Below are 19,686 nucleotides of genomic sequence, written 5' to 3'. Positions count from 1 at the left end.
CCCAAGATCATTTACGGGACAAGCCTTAGAGCCAGTTACGACGCCCGCCGACATCGGCGAGCCACTGGTTGAGGTACGCCGCCCAGTCGGTCGACTGGAAATCGTGGTGCCCCACCTTGAAGGCCTTGTACGAGTCGCTGCTCTCGCTGAACAGACCCGGCTTCTTGTCCATCTCGAGGATGACGTCCATCTCGCGGTCGTCCGCGACGAAGGTCAGCTCGACCTGGTTCAGCCCGCGGTACTGCTGCGGCGGCAGGAACTCGATCTCCTGGTAGAACGGCAGCTTCTGCCGCGTCCCACGGATGTGGCCGCGCTCCATGTCCGCGCTCTTGAAGCGGAAGCCCAGCTGGATGAAGGCGTCCAGGATCGCCTGCTGCGACGGCAGCGGGTGCACATTGATCGGGTCCAGGTCGCCCGAGTCCACGGCCCGCGCGATCTCCAGCTCTGTCGTCACACCGATGTTCATCCCGCGCAGCTGCTGCCCGGCGATGCTCGTGACCGGGGTCTCCCACGGAATGTCGAGCCCGAACGGCACCACGTGCACCGCCCCGGCCTTCACCTCGAACGCGCCGCCGAGCCGCTGCTTGGTGAACTCGATGTCCTGCTTGACCTCCTGGTCACCGCCCTCGACCTCGACGCGTGCCTGCAGACCGACGGAGAGCCCCTCGATCTGCTGATCCACCGAGCCACCCTGGATACGCACCTCGCCCTGGACGACACCGCCCGGTACGACGTTTTCCTCGGTAAGCACTGTCTCGACGGACGCGCCACCGGCGCCCAGGCTCGCGAGCAGCTTCTTGAAGCCCATGTCCACTCCTTATTGGTCCTGACCTCTACATACGCGCGACGACCGTAGTCGGTTCCCCGCTACTCTCGTACGCCATGATCGAGAGCCCCGACCGTACGCCGCTGCCCCGGGACTTCTTCGACCGCCCTGTACTGGAGGTCGCCCCCGAGCTTCTCGGCTGCACCCTGGCACGTCTCACCGACGACGGCCCCATCGAGCTTCGCCTCACGGAGGTGGAGGCGTACGCGGGCGACCTCGACCCCGGCTCCCACGCCTACCGCGGCCGCACCGCGCGCAATGCCGTGATGTTCGGCCCGCCAGGTCATGCGTACGTCTACTTCACCTACGGCATGTGGCACTGCCTGAATGTGGTGTGCGGCCCGGAGGGCAGGGCGAGCGGGATCCTGCTGCGCGCCGGCGAGATCCGAGTAGGCGCTGATCTCGCGCGTAATCGTCGGATCTCGGCCCGCTATGAGAGGGAACTGGCCAAAGGCCCCGCCCGCCTGGCAACGGCCCTCGACGTCGACCGCGCGCTGAACGGCACCGATCTCTGCGCGGGTCCTGAGACCCCGCTGTCGCTACTGCGCGGCACCGCACCCGGCCCTGACCAGGTGCGCAGTGGCCCCCGCACGGGGGTGGGCGGCGACGGTACCCACCAGCCCTGGCGATTCTGGATCGACGGCGACCCCACGGTCAGTCCCTACCGGGCTCACGCACCCCGTCGCAGGACAACTTGACTCGCCTTCGCGGGCCGCCTAACGTAGCCCGAGCCGCTTGAGACGGGCCCTGCTGTTCAGCATCCCGAAGTGGCCATCCACTACTTGCAACGAACCCAACCGGGTGCGATTTCGGCATGCCGAAATTCAAGCCCACTGACTCGATTATGAGTCGCCCGGGGAATCGGCTAAAGTAGTGAACGCCGAAAGGGAAACGCGAAAGCGAAGAACCGGAAAGCGAAACCCCCTTCCGACGGGGAATCGGACACGAAAGAGTCTGATAGAGTCGGAAACGCAAGACCGAAGGGAAGCGCCCGGAGGAAAGCCCGAGAGGGTGAGTACAAAGGAAGCGTCCGTTCCTTGAGAACTCAACAGCGTGCCAAAAGTCAACGCCAGATATGTTGATACCCCGACCTGCTTCGGCAGGTTCGAGGTTCCTTTGAAAGTCCTGCACGCCCATGCGGCGGGCAGGCAATAACACAGCGAGGACGCTGTGAACGATCGGTCATATTCCGACCTGATCGTTCCGCTCTTGTGGTGTTGCCCCGCAGTCTTTAATCGGACGCAGTCGGGAAAGCATTCATGGAGAGTTTGATCCTGGCTCAGGACGAACGCTGGCGGCGTGCTTAACACATGCAAGTCGAACGATGAAGCCCTTCGGGGTGGATTAGTGGCGAACGGGTGAGTAACACGTGGGCAATCTGCCCTTCACTCTGGGACAAGCCCTGGAAACGGGGTCTAATACCGGATAACACCCACTCCTGCATAGGAGAGGGTTAAAAGCTCCGGCGGTGAAGGATGAGCCCGCGGCCTATCAGCTTGTTGGTGGGGTAATGGCCTACCAAGGCGACGACGGGTAGCCGGCCTGAGAGGGCGACCGGCCACACTGGGACTGAGACACGGCCCAGACTCCTACGGGAGGCAGCAGTGGGGAATATTGCACAATGGGCGAAAGCCTGATGCAGCGACGCCGCGTGAGGGATGACGGCCTTCGGGTTGTAAACCTCTTTCAGCAGGGAAGAAGCGAAAGTGACGGTACCTGCAGAAGAAGCGCCGGCTAACTACGTGCCAGCAGCCGCGGTAATACGTAGGGCGCAAGCGTTGTCCGGAATTATTGGGCGTAAAGAGCTCGTAGGCGGCTTGTCACGTCGGATGTGAAAGCCCGGGGCTTAACCCCGGGTCTGCATTCGATACGGGCTAGCTAGAGTGTGGTAGGGGAGATCGGAATTCCTGGTGTAGCGGTGAAATGCGCAGATATCAGGAGGAACACCGGTGGCGAAGGCGGATCTCTGGGCCATTACTGACGCTGAGGAGCGAAAGCGTGGGGAGCGAACAGGATTAGATACCCTGGTAGTCCACGCCGTAAACGTTGGGAACTAGGTGTTGGCGACATTCCACGTCGTCGGTGCCGCAGCTAACGCATTAAGTTCCCCGCCTGGGGAGTACGGCCGCAAGGCTAAAACTCAAAGGAATTGACGGGGGCCCGCACAAGCAGCGGAGCATGTGGCTTAATTCGACGCAACGCGAAGAACCTTACCAAGGCTTGACATATACCGGAAAGCATCAGAGATGGTGCCCCCCTTGTGGTCGGTATACAGGTGGTGCATGGCTGTCGTCAGCTCGTGTCGTGAGATGTTGGGTTAAGTCCCGCAACGAGCGCAACCCTTGTTCTGTGTTGCCAGCATGCCCTTCGGGGTGATGGGGACTCACAGGAGACTGCCGGGGTCAACTCGGAGGAAGGTGGGGACGACGTCAAGTCATCATGCCCCTTATGTCTTGGGCTGCACACGTGCTACAATGGCCGGTACAATGAGCTGCGATGCCGCGAGGCGGAGCGAATCTCAAAAAGCCGGTCTCAGTTCGGATTGGGGTCTGCAACTCGACCCCATGAAGTCGGAGTTGCTAGTAATCGCAGATCAGCATTGCTGCGGTGAATACGTTCCCGGGCCTTGTACACACCGCCCGTCACGTCACGAAAGTCGGTAACACCCGAAGCCGGTGGCCCAACCCCTTGTGGGAGGGAGCTGTCGAAGGTGGGACTGGCGATTGGGACGAAGTCGTAACAAGGTAGCCGTACCGGAAGGTGCGGCTGGATCACCTCCTTTCTAAGGAGCACTTCTAGGCCGGTTTTCCGGTCCAGGGGCCAGTACATCGGCGAATGTCCGGTGCTGGTTGCTCATGGGTGGAACGTTGACTATTCGGCACGATTGGTTCGGGACTGTTAGTACTGCTTCGGCGTGGAACACAGAATCTGGATCGAACGTGCCGGGCGCGCTGTTGGGTATCTGAGGGTACGGACTACGGTCTGAACCTTCGCGATGCCGGCCCCAGTGAACTCGCCCGTGAGGGTGGGGTGGTGGGTGGCTGGTCGTTGCTTGAGAACTGCACAGTGGACGCGAGCATCTGTGGCCAAGTTTTTAAGGGCGCACGGTGGATGCCTTGGCACCAGGAACCGATGAAGGACGTGGGAGGCCACGATAGTCCCCGGGGAGCCGTCAACCAGGCTTTGATCCGGGGGTTTCCGAATGGGGAAACCCGGCAGTCGTCATGGGCTGTCACCCACTGCTGAACACATAGGCAGTGTGGAGGGAACGAGGGGAAGTGAAACATCTCAGTACCCTCAGGAAGAGAAAACAACCGTGATTCCGGGAGTAGTGGCGAGCGAAACCGGATGAGGCCAAACCGTATGCGTGTGATACCCGGCAGGGGTTGCGCATACGGGGTTGTGGGATCGCACTTCAACAGTCTGCCGGCTGTTGGGCGAGTCAGAAACCGTTGATGTAGGCGAAGGACATGCGAAAGGTCCGGCGTAGAGGGTAAGACCCCCGTAGCTGAAACATCAACGGCTTGCTTGTGCGACACCCAAGTAGCACGGGGCCCGAGAAATCCCGTGTGAATCTGGCGGGACCACCCGTTAAGCCTAAATATTCCCTGGTGACCGATAGCGGATAGTACCGTGAGGGAATGGTGAAAAGTACCGCGGGAGCGGAGTGAAATAGTACCTGAAACCGTGTGCCTACAAGCCGTGGGAGCGTCGCTGTATGTGCTTGCACATACAGTCGTGACTGCGTGCCTTTTGAAGAATGAGCCTGCGAGTTTGCGGTGTGTTGCGAGGTTAACCCGTGTGGGGAAGCCGTAGCGAAAGCGAGTCCGAACAGGGCGATTCAGTAGCGCGCTCAAGACCCGAAGCGGAGTGATCTAGCCATGGGCAGGTTGAAGCGGAGGTAAGACTTCGTGGAGGACCGAACCCACCAGGGTTGAAAACCTGGGGGATGACCTGTGGTTAGGGGTGAAAGGCCAATCAAACTCCGTGATAGCTGGTTCTCCCCGAAATGCATTTAGGTGCAGCGTCGTGTGTTTCTTGCCGGAGGTAGAGCACTGGATAGGCGATGGGCCCTACCGGGTTACTGACCTTAGCCAAACTCCGAATGCCGGTAAGTGAGAGCGCGGCAGTGAGACTGTGGGGGATAAGCTCCATGGTCGAGAGGGAAACAGCCCAGAGCATCGACTAAGGCCCCTAAGCGTACGCTAAGTGGGAAAGGATGTGGAGTCGCAGAGACAACCAGGAGGTTGGCTTAGAAGCAGCCACCCTTGAAAGAGTGCGTAATAGCTCACTGGTCAAGTGATTCCGCGCCGACAATGTAGCGGGGCTCAAGCGTACCGCCGAAGTCGTGTCATTCGTACATATATCCCCAACGGGAGTACGGATGGGTAGGGGAGCGTCGTGTGCCGGGTGAAGCAGCCGCGGAAGCGAGTTGTGGACGGTTCACGAGTGAGAATGCAGGCATGAGTAGCGATACACACGTGAGAAACGTGTGCGCCGATTGACTAAGGGTTCCTGGGTCAAGCTGATCTGCCCAGGGTAAGTCGGGACCTAAGGCGAGGCCGACAGGCGTAGTCGATGGACAACCGGTTGATATTCCGGTACCCGCTTTGAAACGCCCAATATCGAGCCCATTAATGCTAAGGCCGTGAAGCCGCCCTGGAGCCTTCGGGCAAAGGGGAGTGGTGGAGCCGCCGGTCCAAGGTGGTAGTAGGTAAGCGATGGGGTGACGCAGGAAGGTAGTCCAGCCCGGGCGGTGGTTGTCCCGGGGTAAGGGTGTAGGCCGTGTGATAGGCAAATCCGTCACACATTAAGGCTGAGACCTGATGCCGAGCCGATTGTGGTGAAGTGGATGATCCTATGCTGTCGAGAAAAGCCTCTAGCGAGTTTCATGGCGGCCCGTACCCTAAACCGACTCAGGTGGTCAGGTAGAGAATACCGAGGCGTTCGGGTGAACTATGGTTAAGGAACTCGGCAAAATGCCCCCGTAACTTCGGGAGAAGGGGGGCCATCACTGGTGAGAGGACTTGCTCCTTGAGCTGGGGGTGGCCGCAGAGACCAGCGAGAAGCGACTGTTTACTAAAAACACAGGTCCGTGCGAAGCCGTAAGGCGATGTATACGGACTGACGCCTGCCCGGTGCTGGAACGTTAAGGGGACCGGTTAGTCACATTTCGGTGTGGCGAAGCTGAGAACTTAAGCGCCAGTAAACGGCGGTGGTAACTATAACCATCCTAAGGTAGCGAAATTCCTTGTCGGGTAAGTTCCGACCTGCACGAATGGCGTAACGACTTCTCGACTGTCTCAACCATAGGCCCGGTGAAATTGCACTACGAGTAAAGATGCTCGTTTCGCGCAGCAGGACGGAAAGACCCCGGGACCTTTACTACAGTTTGATATTGGTGTTCGGTTCGGCTTGTGTAGGATAGGTGGGAGACTGTGAACTCTGGACGCCAGTTCAGGGGAGTCATCGTTGAAATACCACTCTGGTCGTGCTGGATGTCTAACCTGGGTCCGTGATCCGGATCAGGGACAGTGTCTGATGGGTAGTTTAACTGGGGCGGTTGCCTCCTAAAGAGTAACGGAGGCGCCCAAAGGTTCCCTCAGCCTGGTTGGCAATCAGGTGTTGAGTGTAAGTGCACAAGGGAGCTTGACTGTGAGACCGACGGGTCGAGCAGGGACGAAAGTCGGGACTAGTGATCCGGCGGTGGCTTGTGGAAGCGCCGTCGCTCAACGGATAAAAGGTACCCCGGGGATAACAGGCTGATCTTCCCCAAGAGTCCATATCGACGGGATGGTTTGGCACCTCGATGTCGGCTCGTCGCATCCTGGGGCTGGAGTCGGTCCCAAGGGTTGGGCTGTTCGCCCATTAAAGCGGTACGCGAGCTGGGTTTAGAACGTCGTGAGACAGTTCGGTCCCTATCCGCTGCGCGCGCAGGAGTCTTGAGAAGGGCTGTCCCTAGTACGAGAGGACCGGGACGGACGAACCTCTGGTGTGCCAGTTGTCCTGCCAAGGGCATGGCTGGTTGGCTACGTTCGGAAAGGATAACCGCTGAAAGCATCTAAGCGGGAAGCCTGCTTCGAGATGAGGACTCCCACCTCCTAGAGAGGGTAAGGCTCCCAGTAGACGACTGGGTTGATAGGCCAGATGTGGAAGCCGGGCAACCGGTGAAGCTGACTGGTACTAATAGGCCGAGGGCTTGTCCTCAGTTGCTCGCGTCCACTGTGTTGTTCCCGGGTTGCGAACAGTCGCACCGGTTGAACAGTTTCATCTCTTAATTGAAGAGTGTGCTTGTTCGCTAGAGCCCGATAGGGTTTCGGTGGTCATAGCGTTAGGGAAACGCCCGGTTACATTCCGAACCCGGAAGCTAAGCCTTTCAGCGCCGATGGTACTGCAGGGGGGACCCTGTGGGAGAGTAGGACACCGCCGAACAATCTTTCAAGGACCCGTGGTCCAGCGTTCATGCTGGACCACGGGTCCTTTTTGTTTTGCCTATTTTTTCGAAGCGCGTCCGATGGCCGGCTGCGCGAGAATGACTGCAGTACCCGAAGACAGGAGTCACGCCGATGTCCCCCAACTCTCCCGACGATCGTCCGGAGCGCGAGCCGCGTCGTAGGGACGGTGGCGACAAGGGCGGCTTCCGCGGCGGCCGTGACGACCGTGACCGCGATCGTGGGCCGCGTCGTGATGATGACCGTGGTGGTCGCCCCAGCGGTGGTGGTGGCTACGGGTCCCGTCCCAGTGGTGGCGGTGGCGGCGGTTTCCGGCGTGACGACCGTTCAGGCGGCGGCACTGGCGGCGGTTATGGGCGTCGTGATGACCGTCCGAGCGGGCCGCGTCGTGATGATGACCGTGGTGGTCGCCCCAGTGGTGGTGGTGGCTACGGGTCCCGTCCCAGTGGTGGCGGTGGCGGCGGTTTCCGGCGTGACGACCGCTCCGGCGGTGGCAGTGGCGGCGGGTTCCGGCGCGACGACCGTCGTGATGACCGTCCGAGCGGGCCGCGTCGTGATGATGACCGTGGTGGTCGCCCCAGTGGTGGTGGTGGCTACGGTTCCCGTCCCAGTGGTGGCGGTGGCGGCGGTTTCCGGCGTGACGACCGCTCCGGCGGTGGCAGTGGCGGCGGGTTCCGGCGCGACGACCGTCGCGATGATCGTCCGGGGTTCCCCCGCGATGACCGTGCCCCCCGTCGTGATGACGACCGTGGTGGGTACCGCGGGGCGCGACGTGACGATGACCGTGGCGGTCGCCCCAGCGGCGGCGGTGACTTCGGGCGTCGTGATGACCGTCCGAGCGGGCCGCGTCGTGACGACGACCGTGGCGGTTTCCGGCGCGATGACCGTTCCGGCGGTGGCAGTGGCGGCGGTTTCCGACGCGACGACCGTCGCGACGACCGTCGTGATGACCGTCCGAGCGGGCCGCGACGTGACGATGACCGTGGTGGTCGCCCCAGTGGTGGCGGTGGCGGCTACGGACGCCGTGACGACCGGCGCGATGACCGCCGTGACGACCGCCGTGACGACCGCGGTGGCTACCGCGGATCTCGTGACGACCGCGGTGGCTTCGGGCGACGTGACGACCGTGACCGCGGGGACCGGGAGCCGATCAAGCGGCTGCCGATTCCCGACGACGTCACGGGCGACGAGATCGACAAGGATGTACGGCAGGAGCTTCAGAGCCTGCCGAAGGGGCTCGCCGAGGACGTCGCCAAGAACCTCGTCATGGTTGCCAACCTGATCGACGAGGACCCCGAGCAGGCATACGCGTACTCCAAGGTGGCGCTGCGGCTTGCCTCGCGTGTGGCCGCTGTGCGTGAGGCCGCCGGCTTCGCCGCGTACGCGACGCAGAAGTACGCCGAGGCGCTGGCCGAGTTCCGGGCGGCCCGGCGCATGACCGGGAGCGTCGAGCTGTGGCCCGTCATGGCGGACTGCGAGCGCGGGCTCGGACGGCCCGAGCGGGCGATGGCGATGGCCGGTGAGGCCGAGGTGCAGAAGCTCGACAAGGCCGGCCAGGTCGAGATGCGGCTGGTCGCGGCCGGAGCGCGCAGGGACATGGGGCAGATCGATGCCGCCATCGTGACCCTGCAGAGCCCCGAGCTGGCGTCCAATTCCGTACAGCCCTGGACCGCGCGGCTGCGTTACGCGTACGCCGATGCGCTGCTGGCCGCCGGGCGCGAGGACGAGGCGCGTGAGTGGTTCGCCAAGGCGCTCGAGGCCGACAAGGACGGGGCGACCGACGCCTCGGACCGCCTTGCCGAGATGGACGGCGTGGAGTTCGTCGACGCCATGGACGAGGACGACTCCGGCGATGCCGACGAGTCGGCGGCCCCCGCTGCCGAGGCCGATGACGACGACGTCGAGGGTGACAAGGCCGAGTAGGTAAGTGCACGTATACGAAAGGGCGGCACCCGCATCGGGTGCCGCCCTTTCGTATGTCCGCTGCCCCATCCGCTGCCCGGGGTCCGCCGCCGCAGTCGGGGTCAGTCCAGATCCAGGCTTCTCAGGACCAGGCCGGTCGCCGGTTTCGGGCCGAACGACGTGGACTTGCGCGGCATGGTGACACCTTCGCGGGCGAGGTCGCGCACGACCTCTTCCCGTACCGGATGCATCAGCACCGCCGTACTGTCGTGGCGTTCCGCCTGGGTGACCGCCGCCTCGGTGTCGTGGATGTACGCGATGTACTCCGGGGTGTCCGGGATTCGCCAGATGTGGTCCAGGAGCGTGGAGTGGAGGACCGTGGCATCGAGCGTGCGCCAGGCCTCCGGGCGGTCGTCGCGGACCGTACGGGACAGCAGATCCGGGTCCGGGCGGTCGACGAGATGGAACCCGCCGTCGCCCGCGAGCAGGAAGGCGTTTCCCTCGCCGGCCGCGTCCGCGAGTGCGTCGAGCGCCTGCTGCATCGGGACGTCGAGGCGCTGGATGCGGAAGGAGCCCCTCAGCGCGGCGAGCGCTTCGGAGACGGGGAGGCGATGCAGCAGACGGTGGATCGCGCGGACGCGGAGCGGATAGCGTGCCGTGTCGATCAGGAGGACGAGGCCGTAGCTCCACGGGCCGTCCGAGGGGTGTTCGGCGCGCAGCCGCAGATAGGTCGCCCAGCGGTGGTGGCCGTCGGCGATCAGAGCCTGGCGGTCGGCCAGATCGGACCGGATCTCGGCCAGGTCGCCCGGGTCGGTGACGGACCAGAGCCGGTGGCTGATGCCGTCCTCTGTCGTGGTGGCCAGGAGCGCGGAGCGCAGGATGGTGCGTTCGATGACCGCGGTCGCGCCGGTGTGGGCGCCGACACCAGGAGTCGCACCAGTACCCGCACCAGTACCCGCACCTGCACCGTTGCCGTCGCTGTTGTCCGCGCTGCGGTAAGTGAGGAGCAGCGGTTCCAGATTGGCGGCGGTCGTACGCATCAGAGCCGCGCGGTCCGCGACGATGTCCGGCATCACGTCCTCGTGCGGCAGGACAACGCCCTCGGACGGTTCGGACAGGGCGAGCGCTCCGATGATGCCGCGCTGCAGCATGTCGCCCTTGTGCTGCTCGTACACATAGAGCGCGGGATCCGGGTCCGGGGCCAGGATGCCCTCGGCGATCCAGCGGTCGAGCGTCTCGGCGGCCTGCTGGTGGCGGGCGCCGGCAGTGGTTGCCTGCGGCAGGATCAGCCGGACGATGTTGTGGGGGTCCGCCGACTCGAGGTGGAGCAGTCCGTCGGGCCTGACGACAACGTCGTACGGCGGCGAGGTCACGGCGGCGAGACTGCCCACCCGCTCGGGGACGTAGCGCAGTCCACGGAACGGGATCAGATGCAGACCGTCATTGGCCGCAGGACCATCGGTGTTCATTTGTGCATCGTATGTGGGGTAGGCGGATGAGCGATGATCGGGGGAGTGGCACCGATCGAGGAGCGGAACGTATGAGCCAGCAGAGCGGAAACCGGCCGAGCAGGAACCGGCCGAGCGGGAGTGCGACGGCGCTGAGCGAGGCGTACGACACGGCTCTGCTCGATCTCGACGGGGTCGTGTACGCGGGCGGTGAGGCGATCGTCCACGCTGTCGAGTCGCTGGGGACGGCGCGGGACGGCGGTATGCATCTCGCGTACGTGACGAACAACGCGCTGCGGACGCCGGATGCCGTCGCGGATCACCTGACGGAGCTCGGGATCCCGACGGACGCCGGGGATGTGATCACGTCGGCGCAGGCGGTGGCGCGACTGATCTCCGATCAGGTCCCGGCGGGCGCACGGGTGTTGGTGATCGGCGGCGAGGGGCTGCGGGTCGCGCTGCGCGAGCGGGGGCTCGAGCCGGTGGATTCTGCCGATGACGAGCCGGTGGCGGTGGTGCAGGGGTACGGCGGCCCGGATCTGCCGTGGGGAAGGTTCGCCGAGGCCTGTTACGCGATCGCGCGGGGCGTGCCGTGGTTCGCGTCCAACACCGACCTGACGATTCCGAGTGCGCGAGGGATCGCGCCCGGCAACGGCGCGGCGGTCGAGGTCGTCCGGATTGCGACGGGTGGGGAACCTCAGGTCGCCGGTAAGCCGCTGCCGCCGATGCACCGCGAAACGGTCCTGCGGACGGGCGCCGAGCGGCCGCTGGTGGTCGGGGACCGGCTGGACACGGACATCGAGGGCGCGTTCAACGGGGGCGTCGACTCGCTTCTCGTACTGACCGGGGTGACCGACGGGGCGCAGCTGCTGGCCGCGCCGCCCGAGCACCGGCCGACATACGTCGACGCCGACCTGCGCGGGATGCTGACCGGGCAGCCCGAAGTGGCCGAGGCGGAGGGCGGGTTCGTGTGCGGGGGGTGGACCGCGTCCGTACGGGAGGATGCCCTCGCGCTCGACGGGGACGGGGATGCCATGGACGGGCTGCGGGCGCTGTGCGCGGCGGCCTGGACGCAGGCGGGGAACGGTTCCTGCGGTCTGGATGGCGGCAAGGCGCTGGCGCGGCTGGGGCTGTAGACCTCGTACGGCCCCGGGCGGTCCGGTGTCCGGGGCCGCGTGCAGCCCCGAGTGGACGCGGGGCTGTACCAGGCCCCGAGTTCAGGCATCGCCACCGGATCAGGCGTCCTCGCCGCCCGCGCTGAGCAGGCCGAGGGTGGGAGCGGGGGTGGGGGCCCGGGCGCCCTTCTCCGCGTCGACCGAAGTGTGCCTCGAGGCAACCGCCCTTGCTCCTCCCGGAGTCGGTGGACGATTTTGGCGTCCCGGTCGGGGGCGGGGAGCAGCAGTCGACAGGGAGGAGGGAGGCTGTCCGCGGAGGAGGCCTCCCTCATCAAGACATGATGAGAGGGTAGGCTAACCTAACCACGTGTTGGTCGACAGTCCCCCCGAACAAAGCGCGGAGCCGATACCCGCGCCCGCGTCCCGGAAGCGTCATGCGCTGCGCGCCACCGGGCTGCTGGTGTCCCTCGGCATCCTGCTGCTGGTCTGCGTCGCCAGTATCGCCGTCGGTGCCAAACCGGTTCCGCTCTCCGATGTGTGGCACGGCCTGTTCCACAACTCGGGCGTCGGCAATGACGTGATCATCCACGACGTGCGTGTGCCGCGGACGCTGCTCGGCCTGCTCGCCGGCGCGGCCCTCGGCCTCGCCGGCGCGGTGATGCAGGCCCTGACGCGCAACCCGCTCGCGGAACCGGGGCTGTTGGGCGTGAACGCCGGGGCCTCCGCCGCCGTCGTCTCCGCCATCAGCTTCCTCGGCGTGACCTCGCTCACCGGCTACGTGTGGTTCGCGTTCCTCGGCGCGGCCGTCGTCTCCGCGCTCGTCTACGTCCTCGGCGGCAGCCGCTCCGCGACTCCGGTACGGCTCGCGCTCGCCGGTACGGCAGCAACCGCCGCGCTCTACGGCTACATCAACGCCGTACAGCTGCTGGACTCCGCCGCGCTGGACCGGCTCAGGTTCTGGACGGTCGGCTCGCTGGCCTCGGCCGACATGGAGACCATCGGCAAGGTGTGGCCCTTCATCGCCATCGGCGTGGTGCTCGCGCTCCTGCTCGCCCGTCCGCTGAACGCGATGGAGATGGGCGACGACACCGCCCGCTCGCTCGGCGCGCATCTGAGCCGCACCCGCGTCCTGTCGATGCTCGCCGTCACCCTGCTGTGCGGGGCGGCGACCGCCGCCTGCGGGCCGATCATCTTCGTCGGGCTGATGATCCCGCACCTCGTCCGCTTCATCACCGGCCCCGACATGCGGTGGATCCTGCCGTACGCGACGGTCCTCTCGCCCGTTCTGCTGCTGGGCTCCGACGTCGTCGGCAGGGTCGTCACCCGCCCCTCGGAGCTGCAGGTCGGCATCGTCACCGCGCTGATCGGCGGGCCTGTCTTCATCTGTCTCGTACGCCGCAAGAGGATGGCCCAGCTGTGAAGGCCGCGAAAGCGATACGCACTCCCGGCGGGCTCTCCGTCCGCCTCGATCCGAGGGCGACCGCCGTCGTCCTGCTGCTCACCGCGGCCGCCGTGGCGAGCGGAGTCGTACTGATCGGCAGCGGCGACTTCCCGATCTCACCCGGCGACGTGGTCGCCACACTGCTCGGGAACGGCACGCAGGCGCAGGAGTTCATCGTCCACGAGCTGCGGCTGCCGCGGGTGCTGGTCGCCGTGCTGGTCGGCGTCACGCTCGCGCTGAGCGGCGCGATCTTCCAGTCCATCTCCCGCAATCCGCTCGGCAGCCCGGATGTGATCGGCTTCGGTCAGGGCGCCACCGTCGGTGCCCTCACCGTGATCGTGCTCTTCCCCGGCGGAGCCGTCGCGGTGGCGGGCGGTGCGATCGTCGGCGGCCTGGTGACCGGTGTCGCGATCTATGTGCTTGCCTGGAAGCGCGGTGTGCACGGCTTCCGGCTGGTCCTCATCGGCATCGGCATGGCGGCCATGCTCACCGCCGCCAACCACTATCTGCTCACCAAGGCCAACCTGATCGAGGCCACCCGGGCAACGCTGTGGATGACCGGCTCGCTCGATGGCCGCGACTGGGCCCAGGTCTGGCCGATGCTCGGGGTGTGTGCCGTCCTGGTCCCGGTGGTGTTCGCGTACGGACGGCCGCTGCGGATGCTCGAGATGGGGGACGACGCGGCGTACGCGCTGGGTGTGCCCGTCGAGCGCACCCGGGTGGTGCTGATGAGCTGCGGCGTCCTGTTCATCGCCGTCGCGACCGCGGCCGCCGGGCCGATCGCCTTCGTCGCGCTGAGCGCGCCGCAGCTCGCCCGCCGGCTGACCCGCTCGCCGGGACCCAACCTCGCGGCCTCCGCGATCATGGGCGCCGCGCTGATGCTGATCGCGGACTGGATCGCCACCAACATCTTCGGCGATCGCCAGCTGCCGGTCGGTGTGGTGACCGGGGTGCTCGGCGGCTGCTATCTGCTGTGGCTGCTGGTCACCGAACGCAAGGCAGGACGCATATGAACCCCGTGAAGCCGGCGAAGACTGTGGAACCGGAAGCCAGGAGTACGACGACAATGCAGCGCCTCACCGCGGAATCGGTCACCCTCGGCTACGACCAGCGGGTCATCGCCGAGAACCTCTCGGTCGAGATCCCCGACAACTCCTTCACGGTGATCGTCGGCCCGAACGCCTGCGGCAAGTCGACATTGCTGCGTGCCCTGTCCCGGATGCTCAAGCCCTCCCAGGGCCGGGTTCTGCTGGACGGGCAGGTCATCGGCTCGATGCCGGCGAAGAAGGTCGCCAGGACGCTGGGTCTGCTGCCGCAGTCGTCGATCGCGCCGGACGGGATCACGGTTGCCGATCTCGTGGCGCGCGGCCGTTACCCGCACCAGGGGCTGCTGCGCCAGTGGTCGCCGGAGGACGAGCGGATTGTCGAGGAATCGATGGCCGCGACCGGAGTCGGCGAACTGGCAGAGCGCTATGTCGACGAATTGTCCGGCGGTCAGCGGCAGCGCGTCTGGATCGCCATGGCGCTCGCCCAGCAGACCCCGCTGCTGCTTCTCGACGAGCCCACGACGTATCTCGACATCCAGCACCAGATCGACGTACTCGACCTGTGCGCCGAGCTCCACGAGACTCAGGGGCGCACGCTCGTCGCCGTACTGCACGATCTGAACCACGCCGCCCGCTACGCCACGCACCTGATCGCCCTGCGCGACGGCGAGATCGTCGCGCAGGGGCCGCCGGACGTGGTCGTCACGGCGGAGCTGGTGGAGCAGGTCTTCGGGCTGCGCTGCCAGGTCATCGACGATCCGGAGACCGGGACGCCGCTGGTGGTGCCGGCGGGGCGCAAGGCACGGACCGCTGTCGCTGTCGCAGCGGCGGCCAAAGGCTGACGACCAGGGAGGCCTGACAGCCGCGGGCCGGCGGGCGACGGCCTGACGGCCTGACGGCTGACGGCTACAGGAGTGTTCTCAGGCGCAGCAGATCACGGAACGCGGCCTCGAGCCTGACCCGGCCCGAGGCCCAGGCCTTCGCGAAGTTCAGCTCGCCGTTCACCATCGCCACCAGGTCGTCGCTCTTCATGGCGAGACGGATCTGCGCCTTGCCGAGAGGTGGGCCCGGGAGAGTGTCGAGCACCACGATCCGGCCGTCGTCGAGACGACCGGTGAAGGTGAGGTCCAGGTCCGTGATGTGGCAGCTGAGGGAACGGTCGAGCGCGGCCGCGCCGCGTACGTCGCCGTTCGCCTGTGCCAGGTTGTCCGAGAGTCTGTCGAGTGCACTGCGGCACTCTTCCGTCGTGGCCATCGTGATCGACCGTACCTCAGGGCTTCGCGGTAGCGTCTGGGCATGAGCGACTCGATGCCTGGCCCGGAGATCCAGGAGCAGCGGATCCAGCGGCGGGAGTTCCCCCCGCCGCGGCCGGAGGCGGCCGACCGGCCGGAGGGAGAGCCGGACGGGCGGCCGGGGCCGGAGGCCCTTGCCGCCGCGGCCGCCCCTGCTTCGTACGACCCCGCCGCGCCCGCGCCCCTGGGGGTGCAGCGGGTGCCGACCGGCAACGCCGGCGTCGACGCTCAGCTGGAGCGGCTGGCCGACGCCGACCACCTTCCGGCGGACGGACACCGCGAGGTGTACGAGGATGTACACCGGGGGCTGCGGGACGCGCTGACCGCGCTGGACGCACGCCCGGCACCTGCACCTCAGGGGCCTTCGCCTTCGCCTTCGTACGACAACAGGAGCTGAACCGAACGTGGCAGGAGTGGCACGCCGCCGTCTCGACGCCGAGCTGGTACGCCGCAACCTCGCACGCTCACGCGAGCACGCGAGCCAGCTGATCTCCGCGGGGCGGGTGACGGTCGGAGGCAGCACCGCGACCAAGTCGGCCACCCAGGTCGAGACCAGCGCCGCCATCGTCGTCGTGTCCGACGACGCCGACCCCGACTACGTCTCGCGCGGCGGCCACAAGCTCGCCGGAGCACTGGCGGCCTTCGTCCCGCTCGGCCTGAAGGTCGCGGGACGGCGGGCTCTGGACGCGGGCGCGTCGACCGGCGGCTTCACCGACGTACTGCTGCGGGCCGGCGCCGGACATGTCGTTGCTGTCGACGTCGGATACGGGCAGCTCGCATGGTCTCTGCAAAGCGATGAACGCGTCACCGTCAAGGACCGTACGAATGTACGCGAGTTGACGTTGGAGGCGATCAATGGAGAGCCGGTGGACGTGGTGGTCGGGGATTTGTCCTTCATTCCGTTGGGCCTGGTGATGCCCGCTCTGGCGCGGTGCGCCGCCCCCGACGCCGATCTGGTGCTGATGGTCAAGCCACAGTTCGAGGTCGGCAAGGAGCGCCTGGGCAGCGGCGGAGTCGTACGCAGTCCCGAGCTGCGCGCGGAAGCGGTACGCGAAGTGGCGCGGCGGGCGGGGGAGCTCGGTCTGGGCGTGCGGGGCGTCACCGCCAGTCCGCTGCCGGGACCCTCCGGGAATGTCGAGTATTTTCTGTGGCTCCGGGCGGGAGCGCCCGAGCTCGATCCGGCGGATGTCGACCGGGCAGTGGCGGAGGGACCTCGTTGACAACGACACCAGCAGCGACACCGGCACGCACGGTTTTCCTGCTCGCGCACACCGGCAGACCTGCGGCGATCCGCAGTGCCGAACTCGTCGTGCAAGGGCTGCTGCGCAGCGGCATCGGCGTACGTGTACTGGAGGCGGAGGCGGTAGACCTGCCGCTGCCGCCCTCCGTCGGAACGGTCCCCGAGGCCACCCCGGACGTGCTCGACGGCTGTGAGCTGCTCATCGTGCTCGGCGGCGACGGGACGCTGCTGCGCGGCGCCGAGATCTCCCGGGCCTCCGGGGTGCCGATGCTCGGCGTCAACCTCGGGCGCGTCGGCTTCCTCGCGGAGGCCGAGCGCGACGACCTCGACAAGGTCGTCGACCGGGTCGTCACGCGCTCCTACGAGGTCGAGGAGCGTATGACCATCGATGTCATCGTGCATACCAACGGCGACATCGTGCACACGGACTGGGCGCTCAACGAGGCCGCCGTGCAGAAGGTCTCGCCCGACCGGATGCTGGAGGTCATCCTCGAGATCGACGGGCGGCCCGTGACCGGCTTCGGCTGCGACGGCATCGTCTGCGCGACGCCGACCGGCTCGACGGCGTACGCCTTCTCGGCCGGCGGGCCGGTGGTGTGGCCGGAGGTGGAGGCCCTCCTGATGGTGCCGATCAGCGCGCACGCACTGTTCGCCAAGCCGCTGGTGACCTCGCCGACCTCGGTGCTGGCGGTCGAGGTGCAGCCGCACACCCCGCACGGGGTGCTGTGGTGCGACGGGCGCAGGACCGTGGAACTGCCGCCGAGCGCTCGGGTGGAGGTGCGGCGCGGGGCCGTTCCCGTACGGCTGGCGCGGCTGCACCACGCGTCCTTCACCGACCGCCTCGTGGCCAAGTTCGCGCTGCCGGTGTCGGGTTGGCGCGGCGCGCCGCACTAGATTCCGGCCGGGCGAACCGGCTGCGCCCGGAGCCGGCCGGGAGTCCGCCGTGGATCCGCCGGGGGCCCGGTGCCCGGGAGAGTGAATCCCGGGCCGGGGTCCGTCGCACAGCGGGCCCCGGACCTCGTAAGGTCATGTCCGTGTTGGAGGAGATGCGGATACGGTCGCTCGGGGTCATCGACGATGCGGTCGTCGAGCTGTCACCCGGTTTCACCGCGGTGACCGGCGAGACGGGCGCGGGCAAGACCATGGTCGTCACCAGCCTGGGGCTGCTGCTCGGCGGTCGCGCCGATCCCGCCCTGGTGCGGATCGGTGCCAAGTCGGCGGTGGTGGAGGGGCGGATCAGTGTGTCCGCCGGAGCCCCTGCCGCCGTACGGGCCGAGGAGGCCGGGGCCGAGTTCGACGACGGCACCCTGCTGATCAGCAGGACCGTCTCCGCCGAGGGACGCTCGCGCGCCCACCTCGGCGGGCGGTCCGTGCCGGTGGGGGTGCTGGCCGAGCTGGCCGACGAGCTTGTCGCCGTGCACGGCCAGACCGACCAGCAGGGTCTGCTGCGGCCCGCGCGGCAGCGGGAGGCGCTCGACCGGTACGCGGGCGGGGCGGTCACCGGGCCGCACGCCAAGTACGCGGCCGCGTACCGGCGGCTGCGGGCCGTGTCCGTGGAGCTGGACACCCTGACCACGCGCGCCCGTGAGCGCGCCCAGGAAGCCGACCTGCTGCGCTTCGGACTCAACGAGGTCGCGGGCGTCGAGCCGCGGGCGGGCGAGGACGTCGAACTCGCCGCGGAGGCGGAGCGGCTGGGCCACGCGGAGGCACTCGCGTCCGCCGCGTCCGTCGCGCACGCCGCGCTCGCGGGCAACCCCGAGGACCCTGAGGGCGTCGACGCGACGACGCTCGTCGCGGGCGCGGGGCGGGCGCTGGACGCCGTACGCTCCCACGACCCGGCGCTCGCCGCGCTCGCCGAGCGGATGGGGGAGATCTCCATCCTGCTCGGGGATGTAGCGGGCGAGCTCGCCGGATACGCGGACAATCTGGATGCCGATCCGCTGCGGCTGGCCGCGGTGGAGGAGCGCCGCGCGGCCCTGACGCAGCTGACGCGCAAGTACGGCGCGGACATCGACGCCGTGCTGGCCTGGGCCGAGGAGGGCGCCGAGCGCCTCACCGAGCTGGAGGGCGACGACGACCGGATCGGGGAGCTGGCGGGGGAGCAGGAGGCGCTGCGGGGCGAACTGTCCGGTCTGGCGCAGGCGCTGACCGACGCGCGCACGGAGGCGGCGGCGCGGTTCGCCGAGGCCGTCACCGCGGAGCTGGCCTCGCTCGCGATGCCGCACGCGCGCGTGTCGTTCGCCATCCGCCAGACCGAGTCCCCCGACGAGGCGTCGGGCGTCATGGTCGGCGGGCGGCCTGTGGCGTACGGTCCCTCAGGCGTCGACGAGGTCGAGCTGCTGCTGGCCCCGCACCCGGGCGCGCCGCCCCGGCCCATCGCCAAGGGCGCGTCGGGCGGTGAGCTCTCGCGGGTGATGCTCGCGGTCGAGGTCGTCTTCGCGGGCACGGATCCCGTGCCGACGTATCTGTTCGACGAGGTCGACGCGGGCGTGGGCGGCAAGGCGGCGGTGGAGATCGGGCGGCGGCTGGCGAAGCTCGCGAAGTCGGCGCAGGTGGTCGTGGTGACGCACCTGCCGCAGGTGGCGGCGTTCGCCGACCGCCAGCTGCTGGTCGAGAAGACGAACGACGGCACGGTGACGAGGAGCGGTGTCACCGTCCTGGAGGGCGAGGACCGGGTGCGCGAGCTGTCGCGGATGCTGGCGGGTCAGGAGGACTCGGAGACGGCGCGGGCCCACGCGGAGGAACTGCTGGCCACGGCCCGCGCGGACGGGTAGCCGACGCGGGGTCGCCCGCGGCGGGCTTGAGGTTGCCCGGGGCGCCGCGCTCCGGGAGCTCGGGGCTGGGGTCTCCGGGGTGTCCGGTCCCTGGGGTGCGGGTTTGGGGTCCGCTCCGGGGTTGCGCCGGGACTGCACGATTTACGGCGC

Annotated in this window: 14 protein-coding genes and 3 rRNA genes; 14 read left to right on the top strand and 3 right to left on the bottom strand. The window is 67.1% G+C overall.

The features are described from left to right. Window positions 1–25: 25 nt before the first annotated feature. Window positions 26–808 carry a sporulation protein gene (locus OG883_RS20035; protein WP_266542793.1) on the bottom strand — a complete coding sequence of 261 codons (783 nt, stop codon included), beginning with the start codon at window positions 806–808 and terminating at the stop codon, window positions 26–28. A gap of 74 nt (window positions 809–882) precedes the next feature. On the opposite strand from OG883_RS20035, the gene OG883_RS20030 reads away from it, so the two are divergent. The 6 genes from OG883_RS20030 (at window position 883) to OG883_RS20005 (ending at window position 9,201) form a co-directional block, all read left to right on the top strand. Continuing rightward, window positions 883–1,524: a DNA-3-methyladenine glycosylase gene (locus OG883_RS20030; RefSeq protein WP_266542791.1), complete on the top strand. Its 642-nt coding sequence runs from the start codon at window positions 883–885 to the stop codon at window positions 1,522–1,524. A gap of 558 nt (window positions 1,525–2,082) precedes the next feature. Further along, window positions 2,083–3,608 (top strand): 16S ribosomal RNA (locus tag OG883_RS20025). Between the two features lie 302 nt (window positions 3,609–3,910). Beyond that, a 23S ribosomal RNA gene (locus OG883_RS20020) occupies window positions 3,911–7,033 on the top strand. A gap of 108 nt (window positions 7,034–7,141) precedes the next feature. Further along, window positions 7,142–7,258, top strand: a 5S ribosomal RNA gene (gene rrf / locus OG883_RS20015). The 16S, 23S and 5S rRNA genes sit together here, the layout of an rRNA operon. A gap of 228 nt (window positions 7,259–7,486) precedes the next feature. Further along, window positions 7,487–8,560, top strand: coding sequence for a hypothetical protein (locus OG883_RS20010; protein WP_266542789.1), 1,074 nt, complete (start codon window positions 7,487–7,489; stop codon window positions 8,558–8,560). Continuing rightward, on the top strand, window positions 8,545–9,201 hold the full coding sequence (locus tag OG883_RS20005; RefSeq protein ID WP_266542788.1) for a tetratricopeptide repeat protein: 657 nt from the start codon (window positions 8,545–8,547) through the stop codon (window positions 9,199–9,201). The genes OG883_RS20010 and OG883_RS20005 overlap by 16 nt, the downstream gene beginning before the upstream one ends. Before the next feature lie 101 nt (window positions 9,202–9,302). Here OG883_RS20005 and OG883_RS20000 read toward each other — a convergent pair whose 3' ends face one another. Further along, window positions 9,303–10,649: a DUF1015 domain-containing protein gene (locus tag OG883_RS20000; protein ID WP_266542787.1), complete on the bottom strand. Its 1,347-nt coding sequence runs from the start codon at window positions 10,647–10,649 to the stop codon at window positions 9,303–9,305. A 71-nt stretch (window positions 10,650–10,720) separates the two neighbouring features. Here OG883_RS20000 and OG883_RS19995 point away from each other — a divergent pair, with 71 nt between their 5' ends. The 4 genes from OG883_RS19995 to OG883_RS19980 all read left to right on the top strand — a co-directional run bounded on the left by OG883_RS19995 (window position 10,721) and on the right by OG883_RS19980 (window position 15,072). Next, window positions 10,721–11,764, top strand: coding sequence for an HAD hydrolase-like protein (locus OG883_RS19995; protein ID WP_266542785.1), 1,044 nt, complete (start codon window positions 10,721–10,723; stop codon window positions 11,762–11,764). Between the two features lie 385 nt (window positions 11,765–12,149). Beyond that, a complete protein-coding gene (locus OG883_RS19990; protein ID WP_266549249.1) occupies window positions 12,150–13,163 on the top strand; it encodes an iron ABC transporter permease in 1,014 nt (337 codons plus the stop codon). Continuing rightward, window positions 13,160–14,197 (top strand): iron chelate uptake ABC transporter family permease subunit, encoded by a 1,038-nt coding sequence (locus OG883_RS19985; protein ID WP_266542783.1) that lies wholly within the window; start codon window positions 13,160–13,162, stop codon window positions 14,195–14,197. Before OG883_RS19990 ends, OG883_RS19985 begins: the two co-directional genes overlap by 4 nt. A 53-nt stretch (window positions 14,198–14,250) precedes the next feature. Next, complete coding sequence (locus tag OG883_RS19980; protein ID WP_266542781.1) at window positions 14,251–15,072, top strand: ABC transporter ATP-binding protein; 822 nt, start codon at window positions 14,251–14,253, stop codon at window positions 15,070–15,072. A gap of 64 nt (window positions 15,073–15,136) precedes the next feature. On the opposite strand, the gene OG883_RS19975 is transcribed toward OG883_RS19980, so the two are convergent. After that, a complete protein-coding gene (locus OG883_RS19975) occupies window positions 15,137–15,484 on the bottom strand; it encodes an SCP2 sterol-binding domain-containing protein (protein ID WP_266542779.1) in 348 nt (115 codons plus the stop codon). A 42-nt stretch (window positions 15,485–15,526) separates the two neighbouring features. Here OG883_RS19975 and OG883_RS19970 point away from each other — a divergent pair, with 42 nt between their 5' ends. The 4 genes from OG883_RS19970 (at window position 15,527) to recN (ending at window position 19,536) form a co-directional block, all read left to right on the top strand. Beyond that, on the top strand, window positions 15,527–15,919 hold the full coding sequence (locus OG883_RS19970) for a hypothetical protein (protein ID WP_266542777.1): 393 nt from the start codon (window positions 15,527–15,529) through the stop codon (window positions 15,917–15,919). 7 nt (window positions 15,920–15,926) lie between these two features. After that, window positions 15,927–16,742, top strand: a complete 816-nt coding sequence (locus OG883_RS19965) for a TlyA family RNA methyltransferase (RefSeq protein ID WP_266542775.1) — start codon at window positions 15,927–15,929, stop codon at window positions 16,740–16,742. Continuing rightward, the gene (locus OG883_RS19960; protein ID WP_266542773.1) at window positions 16,739–17,656 is read left to right on the top strand and encodes an NAD kinase; all 918 of its coding nucleotides are present in this window, start codon (window positions 16,739–16,741) and stop codon (window positions 17,654–17,656) included. Before OG883_RS19965 ends, OG883_RS19960 begins: the two co-directional genes overlap by 4 nt. 134 nt (window positions 17,657–17,790) lie before the next feature. Then, on the top strand, window positions 17,791–19,536 hold the full coding sequence (gene recN, locus OG883_RS19955) for a DNA repair protein RecN (protein ID WP_266542771.1): 1,746 nt from the start codon (window positions 17,791–17,793) through the stop codon (window positions 19,534–19,536). Window positions 19,537–19,686: the final 150 nt, after the last annotated feature.

The organism is Streptomyces sp. NBC_01142 (assembly GCF_026341125.1).
Lineage (GTDB): Bacteria > Actinomycetota > Actinomycetes > Streptomycetales > Streptomycetaceae > Streptomyces.
This window is presented reverse-complemented; position numbering and strand designations above follow the sequence as displayed.

Excerpts from the sequence above, each read along its gene's own strand:
- OG883_RS20035 (WP_266542793.1), bottom strand. The coding sequence starts at position 808 with ATGGGCTTCAAGAAGCTGCTCGCGAGCCTGGGCGCCGGTGGCGCGTCC.
- OG883_RS20030 (WP_266542791.1), top strand. The coding sequence starts at position 883 with ATGATCGAGAGCCCCGACCGTACGCCGCTGCCCCGGGACTTCTTCGAC.
- OG883_RS20005 (WP_266542788.1), top strand. The coding sequence starts at position 8,545 with ATGGTTGCCAACCTGATCGACGAGGACCCCGAGCAGGCATACGCGTAC.
- OG883_RS20000 (WP_266542787.1), bottom strand. The coding sequence starts at position 10,649 with ATGAACACCGATGGTCCTGCGGCCAATGACGGTCTGCATCTGATCCCG.
- OG883_RS19995 (WP_266542785.1), top strand. The coding sequence starts at position 10,721 with ATGAGCCAGCAGAGCGGAAACCGGCCGAGCAGGAACCGGCCGAGCGGG.
- OG883_RS19980 (WP_266542781.1), top strand. The coding sequence starts at position 14,251 with ATGCAGCGCCTCACCGCGGAATCGGTCACCCTCGGCTACGACCAGCGG.
- OG883_RS19975 (WP_266542779.1), bottom strand. The coding sequence starts at position 15,484 with ATGGCCACGACGGAAGAGTGCCGCAGTGCACTCGACAGACTCTCGGAC.
- OG883_RS19970 (WP_266542777.1), top strand. The coding sequence starts at position 15,527 with ATGAGCGACTCGATGCCTGGCCCGGAGATCCAGGAGCAGCGGATCCAG.
- recN (WP_266542771.1), top strand. The coding sequence starts at position 17,791 with ATGTCCGTGTTGGAGGAGATGCGGATACGGTCGCTCGGGGTCATCGAC.